This window comes from Haladaptatus sp. DYF46 (genome assembly GCF_021083305.1).
Taxonomy (GTDB): domain Archaea; phylum Halobacteriota; class Halobacteria; order Halobacteriales; family Haladaptataceae; genus Haladaptatus.
This window is the reverse complement of sequence record NZ_JAJFAY010000001.1, coordinates 226,609-239,653: the sequence shown is the minus strand read 5'-3', so window position 1 is coordinate 239,653 and position 13,045 is coordinate 226,609. Positions and strand designations below refer to the sequence as shown.

Genomic DNA, 13,045 nt, shown 5'->3' with positions numbered 1-13,045 from the left:
GGTAATGAACGGAAATCGATTCGGACGCCTCTTTCAGGTGACGACCTACGGCGAGAGTCACGGGGAGGCCATGGGCGTCACGATAAGCGGCTGTCCGGCGGGGCTGGAACTCACGACCGACGACGTGCAGGGCGACTTGGACCGGCGAAAACCCGGCCAGTCGATGATATCGACCAGTCGGGACGAACCCGACGCCGTGACCATCAACAGCGGGATTCAGGACGGCTACACGACGGGAACGCCAATCGGGATGGTCATCCAGAACAAGGACGCCCGGTCGGGCAAGTACGAACCGTTCATCACCGCGCCGCGGCCGAGCCACGGGGACTTCACCTACTCCGCGAAATTCGGGACACGAAACTGGGGCGGCGGCGGTCGGTCGTCGGCGCGCGAGACGGTGAACTGGGTCGCCGCGGGAGCCGTCGCCAAGAAGATACTCGCGGCGGAAGGCGTCGAACTGAAAGCGCACGTCGATCAGATCGGCGACGTGCGCGCCGACGACGTGAGTTTCGAGGAGATGCTCGAACACAGCGAGGAGAACGAGGTCAGGTGCGCCGACCCGGACGCCGCCGCGGAGATGCGGGAGTTGATAGACGAGTATCAGGAGAAGGGTGACTCCATCGGCGGGTCGATTTACTTCGAAGCGCGCGGCGTCCCGCGTGGATTGGGTGCCCCGCGGTTCGATTCCGTCGAGGCGCGACTCGGGCAGGCGATGATGTCGGTGCCGGCCAGCACCGCCTTCGAGTTCGGACTCGGCCGAAACGCGCGCGAGTGGGCGGGACACGACCGAAACGACGAGTGGGAGTTCGATTCGAACGACGATCCGAAACCCGTGACGAACCGCCACGGCGGTTTGCAGGGCGGCATCACGACGGGCGAACCGATCTACGGGGAAGTGACGCTCCACGCGCCGACGTCGATTCCGAAGACCCAAACGACGGTCGATTGGGAAACCGGCGAGGAGAAGGAAGTGCAGGTCATCGGCCGTCACGACCCGGTGCTCCCGCCCCGCGGCGTCCCCGTGGTCGAAGCCATGCTCGCGCTGACGCTCGTGGACTTCATGCTGCTCGGCGGCCGAATCAACCCCGACCGACTGGATGGACAAACGGGAGAGTACGACACCGACTATCATCCCAGTCAACCCGAGACGTAATTTTATACCGGATAGGGAGCAAACCATCGTCGTATCGTCGATGAACCGACAAAACGTCGACAACGAAGGGGAGGGCGGGGAGCGCGGACCAACGCTCGTCGCGTCCGACCCGAAGACGTACCACACGCACCGGAACACGACGTCGTTCAGCTCCGTGAGCGGGACCGTCATCCAAGCTATCGCGTCGATTCGGGGCATAGATCCGACCGAAACCAGAATCCCGCTGATGGACGTTCTCGACCCGGACGCCCTCGACGCACTCTTCACCCGTGACCCTCGGGGAAACCGAACGACGGGGCATATCACGTTCTCCATCGACGGTCTGACCGTGTTCGTTCACTCGAACGGACACGTGATACTCCGCGAGTGACCGTTCCCGGACGAACCGAACGCTCGCCGCGCGAGTAACGTCACTCCAATGAAAATGCCATTTCGATAGTACGTGGTTCTTATTCACGAACAAATTTATAACGAATAGATGCGTAGGGCGTCCATAGACGGCAGCGATTCGAGCGCGACGCTCGAATTGCACACCGTAACCGAACCCGTAGACGTCCCAGCACCCAGAACGGTTTCAGAAGGGATCGCTGGCGTGAGGAACCGTGTCGCCCGTACACCGAGATAACACAGTAGTCGAATCAATGAAACCAATCAGACAGACCCTCCAGTGGTTATCGCGCGGAAGAAACGATCATCGAGGCCGACGCCCATGACGAGCGCAAACCTCGACTTCGAGACCGGCAGTAGCGTTCTCGTCACAGCGCCGAGTGATGCGGACCGTCGAGCGGAAAGCCATCCTCTCACGCACTTTCCGCACGACGATACGAACGCGTTGGTCGCCGTGACGTGCGACCGGTCGGCGAATTCGCTTCTCGACCTCTGGCATCAGCACGTCGGCCAACTCCCAAACGCGGTTCGCGTCATCGAAGTCGGTACGTCGATTCGTAAGGCGGGACCTTCCTCCGACGGGTCGATACCGGCGACCGTTGATACCGTCCATCGCCCCGACGACCTCGCCGGGATTCGAGCGGCCATCACGTCCGCCCTCGCGGCGTTCGACGACGAGACGACGCTCCTCTTCGACTCGCTCACGACCCCGCTCGAACACGTTTCGGTTCACCGGATGGTCTCCTTTTTCGACGCCGTTTCCAAGCTCCTCACCGACATGAACGCCGTCGGATACTTCCGATACGACGGGTACACCGACGAACCGGAGGTCGCCCCGTTTCGAATGCTCGCGGACGAGACGGTCGAATTCTCCGACGACGCCGACCGTCCCATTCGGTCGACCACGACGAATTCGAGCGACGGACCGTCGCTCGATAGCATGTTCGAAGCCCTCAGTTCGAGGCGGCGGCGGGACGCGCTCCGCTATCTCCTCGAAACCGGTGAAACGGTCGGAATAGACGAACTGGCGAGTGTTGTCGCCCGGCGTGACATCGGCGAGAGGAAATTGACGCCGAACCACCATCGCCAGTACTACGCGACGCTGTACCAACTCCACCTGCCGAAGCTCGACTCCGCGGGACTCATCGACCACGACGAACGGGAACACCGCGTTTCGGTTCGGGAGAACTCCCGATGGGCGGCGTCGTTTCTCGCGCTCGCCGAGGAGTAGCCCCTTTTACGCTCGCGGCACAAGCAGGGTGCATGAACGCGAAACAGGAGGAGCGCTCGAACCCCTTCGGGATGGACGAGGAGTGTACGAACTGCGATTTATGTGAACGCCGCGAACGGGTCGTTCACGGCTACGGCGACGTGGACGCGGATTTCCTGTTCGTCGGCGAGATGCCGAGCGCGGGCGCGGACCGAACCGGCGTCCCCTTCACGGGCGACGAGGCGGGCGAACGGCTACAGGCGATCCTCGGTCGGCTCGGTCTGAACGACTCGGCGGCGGATGCCGACGAACCCGAAATCGAGAACGCGTTTCTCACCTACCTGACGCGCTGTCACCACCCGGAGCGACCGCCGGACGACGGCGAAATCATGACCTGTGAGCCGTATCTGAACGCCGAGATTCGGATGATAAACCCCGAAATCCTCGTTCCGGTCGGGGAAGGTGCACTCGCCGAAATCGCCACCGAATACACCACGACGCCGGCGTCCGACATCGACATCGCGGAGGACCACGCGACGACGATTCGAGGACGCGGGTTCGAACTCGTTCCGATGATACATCCCGGAGAACAGACCGAAAAGCAGACGGAAGCGTTCGTCGAGCACTTCGCCGAGTTGATGGGGACGGACTACCGGCAGACGAAGGGCCGACAAGGACGATAACGGGCGACGAAAGGGCGACGGAGTTGATTGGGTGATCGGGACACCAAGCGTCCGATTCGTTCACCAGTAGGGGTTCTGCCGCCACCGCTTCGAGCGTCCGCCGACGCGTGCCAGTCCGGCGACGGCGACGACGAGCAGTGCGATGGAGACGACGCTGGCGGTGACGGCGTCGCCGGTGAGCGTTTGCGTGACAAAGGCGAAGAGCGCGCCGAGCGTCAGGACGGCAAGGACGGCGACGCCGAGGAGACCGAGGGGTTTCGTCCAGTGCATGGCCGAAATTGGTACGAGGAGGGCATAAAATGGTGGCTTTCAAGGCGCTCCCGACCCGACGGGCGGGTATGACCACTATCGCCGTACTGGCCGACCCGCCGCGCGAGGGATTCGTCCTGCCGGAACTCCCCGAAACGTCGCCGCTCTCCACGTCCGAGGCGACGGAACTGTACGCCGCCATGCTGAAAGACACGTTCCTCGCGGCGGCGAACAGCGGCGGGGAACTGCTCGTCAACTACCGCCCCGACGAGACGATTCCGGACGAGTACGAGGGGAGCGGCAGTTCCGAGGAGGAACTCCGCGCGCTGGCCGAGGAAGCGCTCGACGACGTGAGCGAGGTGCGCTTCGAGGTGCAGGTCGGCGAGACGTTCTCGGGGCGCGCCGGAAACACGGCGACCCATCTGCTCCAAGAGGAGGGAGTGGCCTCCGTCGCCGTCGTGGACGGCACCACGCCGATGCTGACGCGAAAGGAGATAGACAGCGCGGCGATGAAACTCCGCCGGAGCGAAATCGTCCTCGGTCCGGCCGACGACGGGCGACTGTACTACCTCGGCGCGACGGACACCATCGACTTCACGGACGTGTACGCCGTGCCGGAAATCGAGACGGCGACGCATCGGGCCGTCGATGCCGGTCACGACGTGGATTACCTGCCCGCGATGACGAGCGTAGCGACGGGCGCGGACTTGCGCTCGCTGATCCCGCTGCTGAACGCACGCATCGCGGCGGAACGAATCGTCCCGGTCAACACGGCGTCGTACCTCCACGAACTCGGTGTGCGCGTCGAAGAACGGGACGGAAAACGGGAGTTGGTTCGGTAGTTCGCTTTCGTTCTGTCGTCGTTCGATCGTCCGTCAGTCCGCCGACGCGACCGCACCCTGCTTCTCCGACGAATCGGTCGCGATCCCCTTTCCGGTGGCGGCCATCGCGAACAGGATTATCGGCGAGAGGAAGCCGAAGAGGTAGTACGGCGCGTAGGAAACCGTCGAGACGCCGAGCGCCCCGGCCATGTAGATAGCGCCCGCGTGCCACGGGATGAGCGCGCCGGTCGGCGTTCCGGCGGATTCGACGGCTTGCGAGAGGTTGCTGCTGTCGAGTCCGTACTCGTCGTAGAGGTTACGGAGCGTCATGCCGGGGACGACGATACTCATGTACTGCTGGGCCGTGAGTGCGTTCGTCAGCATGGCGGCCGCACCCGTTCCGGCGATCAATCCGCCCACGCTGCTGACCGATTGGGAGAGGCGATGTGCGAGGACCGCGAGGACGCCCGTCGTTTCGAGCAAGCCACCGAGGGTGAGGGCCGCGACGACGACGCTGATGGTCCACGCAGAGCCTTCGATACCGCCGCTCTGGAGCAGTCCGTTGACGAGATCCATTCCCGTCTTCGGGGCCGTTCCCGCCAGCACGACGTCCCACGCGGCCGTGAACGACATCCCTTGGACGAGGATGGCAGTTCCGACGCCCGAAAAGATGCCCGCGACGAGCGACGGCAGCGCGGGATAGCCGCGGAGCGCGAGGCCGAACGTCACGACGAGCGGGATGAACACCAGCGGCGAGATGTGGTAGGTTCCGAGCAGCGCGTGCTGGATGTCGCCGACGCGCCCACCTTGGGCGCTACCGCTCGCTCGCAACCCGAGAATCGCGTAGCCGACGACCGCGAGGCCGAACGCCAGAACCGTCCCGTTCCGCATCGCGCGGATGTGATCGTACAGCTTCGTGTTCGTCACCGCCGCCGCGAGGTTGGTCGTGTCCGAGAGCGGCGACTGTTTGTCACCCGCGTACGCGCCCGAGAGAATCGCCCCGGCGGTCATCGGCGCGGGAATCCCGAGTCCCGACCCGATGCCGATGAAGGCGACGCCGAGCGTCCCCACCGTGGTCCACGAGGACCCGATGGAGAAGGCGACGAGTCCCGACAGTATCGCCGTCACGGGCAGGAAAATCGACGGCGACAGCAGTTTCAGCCCGTAGTACATCAGGCCGGGAATCGTCCCGGAACTGATCCACGTCGCGATGAGGGCGTAGATGGCGAACAGGATGAACACGGCCTGTAGTCCCATCAGCAGACTGTCAGCGATTCCGCCGTACAACTCCTCCCACGAGAGGCCGAGGAGGTAGTAGCCGACGAGGCCGGTGAACACGATGGCCCACAGCAGCGGCATGTGCGGGTCCATCCCCAACCACGCCGACCCGACCGCGAGGAACAGAATCGTCGCGAGAACGGGCAAGAGCGCTTGGCCGAACGACGGTCGCCGGTCCTCCGGCAACTCCGCGTACGTCAACGGTTCGAAGTCCAGTGATGGCATCGTACCCCGGAAAATGCACCACGGGAATTAAACGATTATGATCCAATGTTCATGGATAATATTTCAGTCGACTCATTCGTTTGCGTCGATACGTTGCTGCCCCGAGACCGACAGTTCTTAGACCCGGTGCCGAGTAGGGCGGACCGTGGTGGGATGGCAGAGCGGCCTATTGCGCCTGCCTTGAAAGCAGGTGGCGTCATGCCTCTTGGGTTCAAATCCCAATCCCACCGTTTTCGGTGTGAGTAATCGCCGAGCACCGCGTAGCGTGTGCTCGGCAGTCACGAACAGCGAAAACGGCGTTTAGATTTGAATTAGACCGAGGTTCTGCGCGGAGCGCAGGTTCTCGGGCGTTGTTCGAATCCCAATTCCACTCCTTGATCATTAGACCGGGCCAAACCCGGAATTGATCGGGTATCGTTTGGGACGATATGGAACGAGACACCGAGCAAAGGATTCGAACAGGGGATACTATGGAATTGCGAGCAATCAGTCAAGCTCCGAAACGAGCGGTACTGGCTCTCTGTCTTGACCTCAATACGCCCAGTTATTCGCATCTCGAAAGACGGGGAGAAGGATGGCGCTCCCCGATGTCAAATGGGGATGACAGAGCCAATTATGGAAACAGGCCGAACCAAGCCTGACTATTGCCCTCCACGGGAAGGGCACTCGGAGCGACGCAGTATTTACTTTAGTCCCTTTATATTTTGATTCAGTTCGCCTATATATGCCTACAGAACTGCCGATAACGAGAAAATTGAACGCGTAACCGGACAACTCGTACCACCGATCGATACCGAGGTCGGAAGGACCGCGGTCGATTCTCCGAAGAAGTGACGTTTGACGGTTACGCTGCTTCGAGTCCCGAATCCGTGACCGCCGCGAGGAGGGGCTGGTTTGCAGCCGTACGGGACAACGACCGGTCGTCGGTTCCGTCCGAATCGCCGCGGTCCTTGTTCACGTTGCCCTCGTTCACGCGGACGATTTCGATGCCCGAGAGCATCGGATCCTCCTTGTCGTGGAGGAACTTCACGTTGAGGACGCCGTCTCGGACGGTGACGGTGAACGACTTCATCGTTCCCCGATCGTGACCGAGTTCCTTGTACATATCGTACTTGTGGAGGACGCGCTTGCCTTCGACTTCCACGTCGAACTTCCGCGGGCCTCCCTTCTCGTAGTCGTTCCACCCCGAGTCGTCGAAGTACGATTCGACGAAGTAGAGCCTGACCTCGTACGTGCCGCTCTGCACCGGGAATCGGTACTGCATCTCCCTGTCGTCGCTGTGGTCGTCCTTCACGTCGGCGTCGTAGCGTCTGCTTTGGAACACCGCTTCGGGCGTCCCCTTCGGGACGGCGGGGGTCATCGTCATCGGATCGTCGGTCTGGTTCGTGTGACTGCCGCTGATGCGTGCGTTCCCGAACCGAGTGGGGTTGTTTTCGCCGTCAGCCAACCAGTCCGGGCCGCCGTCCGACGCCTGAAGTCGGCGACCACCGACGTTGACGCGGTATCGAACCGTTTTGCTCGGGGCGCTCGTCCGCGTCGTGGTCGCCGTTGTCGCCGTTGTCGTCGGTGTGGTCGTCTCGGTCGTTTCTTCCGTCTCGGTCGTCGTCGTCGGCTGAGCAGTCGTGGTCGTCGTTGCTGTCGGTGTGGTTTCCGTCGGGGTTCCCGTCGTTTGTGTCGTTCCCGCCGGAGTAGTTCCGTTACCCGCACCACCCGCCGCCGGTCCCAGGATGCCGCCCGGTATCCCCGCCACAATCACTAGTCCCGCAACGAAGAAAACGACGCCACCGCCGATGAGTATTCCGTGGATGAATCCACCGGATGAAGAGCCTGACATGTTTCTCATATTCCTCGCATGTGCCGCACGATATTCCGAAGTTCGTAACCCCATCCAGTTAATTATACACCAGCTAAAGTGCAATCGATCCGAAAATAAGCCCGTAATTTCCCGGACTTTACTTAAATGAGCATGAACTGGCAAGCAAAACAAGGAACAGGGTGGTGTCTGTTGTAACCCCTGTGAGTACGATTGCTGAAATCGCACTCCCGACGAGCGAATTCGCCCTTCACGAGACGTTTTCGCGAGTGCCGGAGGCGAGATTCGAAGTCGTAGGAGTGGTTGCACACAACGTAGAACACGTGATGCCGCAGTTGCGCGTCATGGCGTCCGATATCTCCGCTGTAGAGCGGGCGTTCATGGACGATGACACGGTCACGGATGCGACGCTGCTGACGAGGCTGAAGGATCGGGGGTTGTTTTCGATGGGGTGGGACCGTTCGGTCCACCGAACTCTCTCTCTGATCGCGATGGACGATACGGCCGTCCTCACGGCACAGGCCGCGAACGGCGAATGGACCTTCCGTATCCAATGTTCGGACCGCGAGATTCTCTCGAATATATACGAGACGTGCCACGAAAACGACGTTCCCGTCGAAGTTCAAAACGTTCAGGAACGGACGACGATGGTGGACGACCCGCACGAACTCACCCAACAACAGCACGAAACGCTACGGAGCGCCATGAAGCGGGGATATTACGATATTCCGAGAAAGGTGACGACCACGGACCTCGCCGAAGAACTCGGCGTCTCACATCAGGCCGTCTCCGAGCGGTTGCGGCGCGGCCACCGGAGTCTGGTGGAAACCGGTCTCTCGCTGTCTCGGCAGTGAGACAGAAAGCAATCCTTTTGCTTCCCCAAATGAAGATGCGAACATGGACTGGCCTCACGACCCGGATGGTGAAGAAGGGAGCGAGGGTGGGCGCAAGTACGGACTCGCTATCCTCGCGAAGAAACTGGATGAGGACGAGGACTTCCCGCTCGAACGCGACGAGTTCGTCGAGAAACACGCCGACGACCCGATTCGAATCAACTACAAAAAGGTCGTCAGCGTCGACGACATCTTCGAACACGTCGAACCGACCGAGTTCGAGACGATAACCGATTTCCACAAGGGCGTCGGCAACGCGATGCGGACCGGCGGTTTCTGGGACTACCACCCGGTCGGCGAAAATCCCGAGAAGAAACGCGCGTAGCTATTCCGACTTTTCCGACGACCATCGTTCGCCGCCACCGTCGGGTGTCGCGGCGGGCGCTTCCCTCCGCTCGGTTCCTTCGTCCGTCGGGAGGCGAATCTCCTCCTCGACGTCCCACGCGTGTTCCGTGCGCGTCTCCGCCCGAACTTTCTCTTCGAGGAGGTTGACCGCGACGCGATTTGCACCCTCCGGGATGATGAGGTCGGCGTGCTTTTTCGTCGGTTCGACGAACTGCTCGTGCATCGGCTTGACCGTCGAGAGGTACTGGTCCATGACGCCTTCGAGGTCCCGTCCGCGGTCCACGACGTCGCGCTCGATTCGGCGGAGGATTCGAACGTCGGCGTCGGTTTCGACGTAGACTTGCAGGTCGAGCATCTCGTTGACCTCGGAGTCGTACAGCGCGAGGATGCCTTCGAGGACGACGACGTCCGTCGGTTCGACCGTGACGCGTTCGTCCTCGCGGTTGTGAACGCTGAAATCGTACTGCGGCATCCGGATGGTTTGCCCCGAGAGCAGCGAATCGAGATGGTCGCGGAGGAGCCCCCACTCGAACGCCGAGGGATGGTCGTAGTTTATCTCGGTTCGTTCCTCGAAATCGAGGTGCGAGAGGTCCTTGTAGTAGTTGTCCATCGGAATGCGAGTGACGGAGTCGCTGCGCGTTTCCGTTATCTCGCGGGCAACCGTCGTTTTCCCCGCGCCGGTGCCCCCCGCGATGCCGATGACGAACGACGGGATACTCATTGTGGGGTGCAGGTGGAACGGAGATTTGAATCCCCCGGAATCGAAACCGTCCGAAAACTGACGTTCCGCATCCTCTCCACGCTCCCGAGAACCTACCGTCGTCGGCTCGTTCTCCGTTCCATTATTGAGACGAGGAACGCGATTAGGACCGCTTATACGATAGTGCGTCAAAGTCAGGACCAACAGTGACGAACGCCCAGATAACGTTGATTCAGATCGACAACTACGGGCCGTGGACCGTGACGCCCGAACCGCGCCGGGAAGTGGACCTCCAAACGCTCCAATCGCGGTTGTACGCCGACCTCTCGCAGCTCATCGGCAACCGAGAGGGGTACGTCTTCTTCACGCGGTTCGACAACATGGTGGCCGTGACGAACGGCCTCTCGCTCTCCGACCACGCGCTCGTACAGGAATCGGTCGGCAATCGCTATCCCGTGACCGTCAGTTTGAGCGTCGCCACGGGGACGAGTCCGGTACAGGCGCTCCACGACGCCACGGAACTGCTACAGGACGCCGGCAGCGCACAGGACGGCTCGCGCCGCGAAATCCTCGACGGACGGACGATAGACGAGGAGTTCCGCACGGACGACGACGTCCAGATGGCTCACTTCGACGTGAACGACATGACCGGCAACTACACCGACGAGGTGAACGCCTTCGACTCGTTCATCCACATCGAACAGGGGTACGCCGAACTAATGCGCTACATGCGCAAAGCACACGACTCGCTCTCGTTTTTCGTCGGCGGGGATAACGTCATCGCCGTCTGTCCGAACTTGGACGAGGCGGCCTACGAGGACGTGATACAGCACGTCGAGGAGACGGTGGAAGTCGAACTGAAAGTCGGCGTGGGACAGGGACGGGTGCCACAGGACGCCGGCATGGACGCGAAACACGCGCTGGAGACCTGTCGTGGGACCGGTAGTAGAATCGAATTCGAGTAACCGTCTCCGAACGATTCTCCGGGAGCGGTTTCCAACAGTTTACAACGACACCGAACCGTTCGCATCGACGTCGAAAATGTAGCTAGTACTGTTCGCCCGATGCGGGAATAAAGATGCCGGGGATACTTTTTAGGACGATCGTGTCAAACGTTCACATATGGATGCGGAAGTCATAGTGAGGGACGTGATGACCCGGGAATACGTCGGAGTCAGCGAATCCGACACGGTGTTGGGTGCGGTTCGTCTCATGTCCGATGAAGGGGTTGGCAGCGTCGTCGTCCTGCGCGGACGTGAACCGGTCGGTATCATGACGGAGTCGGACGTCCTTTCCCTCGTTGCAAACGAGAAAGACCCGAAGGAGACCCCCGTTTCGGAAGCGATGACGACGCCGGTCGTCTCCATCCCACCCGACCGTAGTCTCGCAGACGCGGCGGGGATGATGGCACAGCAAGGGATCAGACGGATCATCGTCACGGGGGCCGACGACGAACTCCTCGGCGTTCTCACGGAACGGGACGTCATCTCCGCATCAGCGTCGCCGTCGAGCATCACGCGCACGAACGACCGGGACATCGACGAGAGCGAACTCGGCGACCGAATGGAGACGAACGGCGGCGGGGAATACACGAACCAGAGCATCTGTGAAGTCTGCGGCGCGCTCACCCACGATTTGACGAACGTCAACGGGCAACTGGTCTGTGCCGATTGCCGCGATTTCTGAACGAATCGTGGCTTCGCCACGGGAAAAGTTGTCGTTTTTAAAGAATCATAAAAAGCTCGAAAGGTAGATTTATAACGGTAGGGTCGATATCCAACGCTGTCCATGCGATATGATATCGAACGACGGGACGTGTTGAAGGGCCTGGGTGCAACCGGAATCGCCGGGCTTGCGGGCTGTATTGGCGGTGGCGGTGCTGGTAACGACAACGAGACGAGCGACACCGGCGACGGTAGCGGTGACGGCGGTGGTGACGGCACCGACGATGGCGGTGATGGTAACGGCAACACGAGCGGCGGACCAGACGTCATCAACGTTATCGGCTACCCGGAAAGCGGGATTCAGTTGTTCCGTGACTACTACAAGAGTACGGACGGGAAACAGAAGATAATCGTTCCCGACGGCCTCCGCGACTCGACGCTGCCCAAGGAGGTCAGCAACGAGATGGCGAACGTCACCGGAACCGCACCGGCGGCCTCCGGGCCGAACCAGAAGGCGTTCACGGATTTGTACAAAGACGAGTACGACCGTGAACCGGGCGTGTTCAACTCCCATACCTACGACGCCGTTGCCATCCTCATCCTCGCCAACGTGGCGGCGGGGGCCAACGACGGAACGAAAATTCGCGACCAGATGCGCCGGGTCGCCAACCCCGGTGGGCAGAAATACGGCCCGTCGGACTTCGTCGAGGCCGTTAAGGCCGCCTCACGCGGCGAGGACATCAACTACCAAGGCGCATCGAGCGTCGTGGATTTCGACAAGATGGGCGATCCGGCGTCCGCGGCCTACGACGTCTGGAAGTTCGACTCCAGTGCCGACGGTGGCATCAAGACGGAGGATACCATCTCCTTCGAAGGCGAACCGGGCGGCGAGATGGCCGATAGCTCTCCCGGCGGTAAGAACCGGACGGCGAAAGTCGGCGTCCTCTTGCCTGAAACCGGCGACCTCGGTTCGACCGGGAGCCTGATGATAAACGCGGCGAAGATTCCGGTCAAACAGGTCAACGACGCCGGCATCAACATCACCGTCGACTCCCAAGTTGAGGACTCACAGACGACCAAAACGGCGTCGCTCAGCGGCGCGAACGCGCTCGTCAGCGCCGGATACCCGGCCATCTGTGGCCCTGCTTCCTCCGGGAACAACATCCCCGTCAGCCAGCAAGTGTACATCAAGCAGGGAATCGTCGGCTGTTCGCCGTCCAGCACGGCGCTTACCGTGACGAACTTGGACGACGACGACTTCGTGTTCCGCACCGCGCCGAGCGACTTGCTGCAGGGCAAAGTCATGGCGCAAGTCTCCTCCGAACGACTCAGCGGCAAGACGGCCTCGACGCTATACGTGAACAACAGCTACGGACAGCAGCTGTCCGACAAGTACTCGAGTACCTTCACCGACGACTACAACGGTGAGATACTCCAAAAGGTGTCGTTCAACAAGGGCGAATCCTCGTACTCGTCCGTCATCAACAAAGCGATGAGTTCGAACTGAACGGTCGTCTCTCCGTTCTACTTTTTATCGAGGAATACGTCAGCCAGAGTGCGTGCTAGTGTATCTCTCGCCAGTCGATGAACTGACCACAATATATAATGATAATTTAAGATACAC

General features: G+C 61.1%; 14 protein-coding genes and 1 tRNA gene. 11 read left to right on the top strand and 4 right to left on the bottom strand.

Annotated features, from left to right (window positions below):
• Window positions 1-4: 4 nt before the first annotated feature.
• The 4 genes from aroC to LJF34_RS01265 all read left to right on the top strand — a co-directional run bounded on the left by aroC (window position 5) and on the right by LJF34_RS01265 (window position 3,433).
• Complete coding sequence (aroC, locus tag LJF34_RS01280; protein WP_231182823.1) at window positions 5-1,153, top strand: chorismate synthase; 1,149 nt, start codon at window positions 5-7, stop codon at window positions 1,151-1,153.
• Between the two features lie 40 nt (window positions 1,154-1,193).
• Window positions 1,194-1,523, top strand: coding sequence for a HalOD1 output domain-containing protein (locus LJF34_RS01275; protein ID WP_231182822.1), 330 nt, complete (start codon window positions 1,194-1,196; stop codon window positions 1,521-1,523).
• Between the two features lie 339 nt (window positions 1,524-1,862).
• A complete protein-coding gene (locus LJF34_RS01270) occupies window positions 1,863-2,771 on the top strand; it encodes a hypothetical protein (RefSeq protein ID WP_231182821.1) in 909 nt (302 codons plus the stop codon).
• A 32-nt stretch (window positions 2,772-2,803) separates the two neighbouring features.
• Window positions 2,804-3,433, top strand: coding sequence for a uracil-DNA glycosylase (locus LJF34_RS01265; protein ID WP_231182820.1), 630 nt, complete (start codon window positions 2,804-2,806; stop codon window positions 3,431-3,433).
• A 60-nt stretch (window positions 3,434-3,493) separates the two neighbouring features.
• Here the strand turns inward: LJF34_RS01265 and LJF34_RS01260 are convergent, their stop codons facing one another.
• Window positions 3,494-3,703, bottom strand: coding sequence for a hypothetical protein (locus tag LJF34_RS01260; RefSeq protein WP_231182819.1), 210 nt, complete (start codon window positions 3,701-3,703; stop codon window positions 3,494-3,496).
• Window positions 3,704-3,771: 68 nt separating this feature from the next.
• Here LJF34_RS01260 and LJF34_RS01255 point away from each other — a divergent pair, with 68 nt between their 5' ends.
• Window positions 3,772-4,524: a DUF2064 domain-containing protein gene (locus LJF34_RS01255; protein WP_231185020.1), complete on the top strand. Its 753-nt coding sequence runs from the start codon at window positions 3,772-3,774 to the stop codon at window positions 4,522-4,524.
• 33 nt (window positions 4,525-4,557) lie between these two features.
• Here LJF34_RS01255 and nhaC read toward each other — a convergent pair whose 3' ends face one another.
• Window positions 4,558-6,006 carry a Na+/H+ antiporter NhaC gene (gene nhaC / locus LJF34_RS01250; protein WP_231182818.1) on the bottom strand — a complete coding sequence of 483 codons (1,449 nt, stop codon included), beginning with the start codon at window positions 6,004-6,006 and terminating at the stop codon, window positions 4,558-4,560.
• 147 nt (window positions 6,007-6,153) lie between these two features.
• Between nhaC and LJF34_RS01245 the strand changes: the two genes are divergently transcribed.
• Window positions 6,154-6,236: transfer RNA gene (locus LJF34_RS01245), tRNA-Ser, on the top strand.
• Between the two features lie 614 nt (window positions 6,237-6,850).
• Here LJF34_RS01245 and LJF34_RS01240 read toward each other — a convergent pair.
• Entirely contained in the window at window positions 6,851-7,840 is a 990-nt protein-coding gene (locus LJF34_RS01240; protein ID WP_231182817.1) for a malectin domain-containing carbohydrate-binding protein, read from the bottom strand.
• A 182-nt stretch (window positions 7,841-8,022) separates the two neighbouring features.
• Here LJF34_RS01240 and LJF34_RS01235 point away from each other — a divergent pair, with 182 nt between their 5' ends.
• Together LJF34_RS01235 and LJF34_RS01230 are read left to right on the top strand one after the other, a co-directional pair.
• Window positions 8,023-8,673: a helix-turn-helix domain-containing protein gene (locus LJF34_RS01235; RefSeq protein WP_231182816.1), complete on the top strand. Its 651-nt coding sequence runs from the start codon at window positions 8,023-8,025 to the stop codon at window positions 8,671-8,673.
• Between the two features lie 43 nt (window positions 8,674-8,716).
• On the top strand, window positions 8,717-9,037 hold the full coding sequence (locus tag LJF34_RS01230) for a DUF5785 family protein (RefSeq protein ID WP_231182815.1): 321 nt from the start codon (window positions 8,717-8,719) through the stop codon (window positions 9,035-9,037).
• On the opposite strand, the gene udk is transcribed toward LJF34_RS01230, so the two are convergent.
• Window positions 9,038-9,778, bottom strand: a complete 741-nt coding sequence (udk, locus tag LJF34_RS01225; protein WP_231182814.1) for a uridine kinase — start codon at window positions 9,776-9,778, stop codon at window positions 9,038-9,040. It lies immediately after the preceding gene.
• A 185-nt stretch (window positions 9,779-9,963) separates the two neighbouring features.
• Here udk and LJF34_RS01220 point away from each other — a divergent pair, with 185 nt between their 5' ends.
• The 3 genes from LJF34_RS01220 to LJF34_RS01210 all read left to right on the top strand — a co-directional run bounded on the left by LJF34_RS01220 (window position 9,964) and on the right by LJF34_RS01210 (window position 12,928).
• Window positions 9,964-10,722, top strand: a complete 759-nt coding sequence (locus LJF34_RS01220) for a GTP cyclohydrolase III (protein ID WP_231182813.1) — start codon at window positions 9,964-9,966, stop codon at window positions 10,720-10,722.
• 157 nt (window positions 10,723-10,879) lie between these two features.
• The gene (locus LJF34_RS01215) at window positions 10,880-11,443 is read left to right on the top strand and encodes a CBS domain-containing protein (protein WP_231182812.1); all 564 of its coding nucleotides are present in this window, start codon (window positions 10,880-10,882) and stop codon (window positions 11,441-11,443) included.
• Between the two features lie 102 nt (window positions 11,444-11,545).
• Window positions 11,546-12,928 carry an ABC transporter substrate-binding protein gene (locus LJF34_RS01210; RefSeq protein ID WP_231182811.1) on the top strand — a complete coding sequence of 461 codons (1,383 nt, stop codon included), beginning with the start codon at window positions 11,546-11,548 and terminating at the stop codon, window positions 12,926-12,928.
• Window positions 12,929-13,045: the final 117 nt, after the last annotated feature.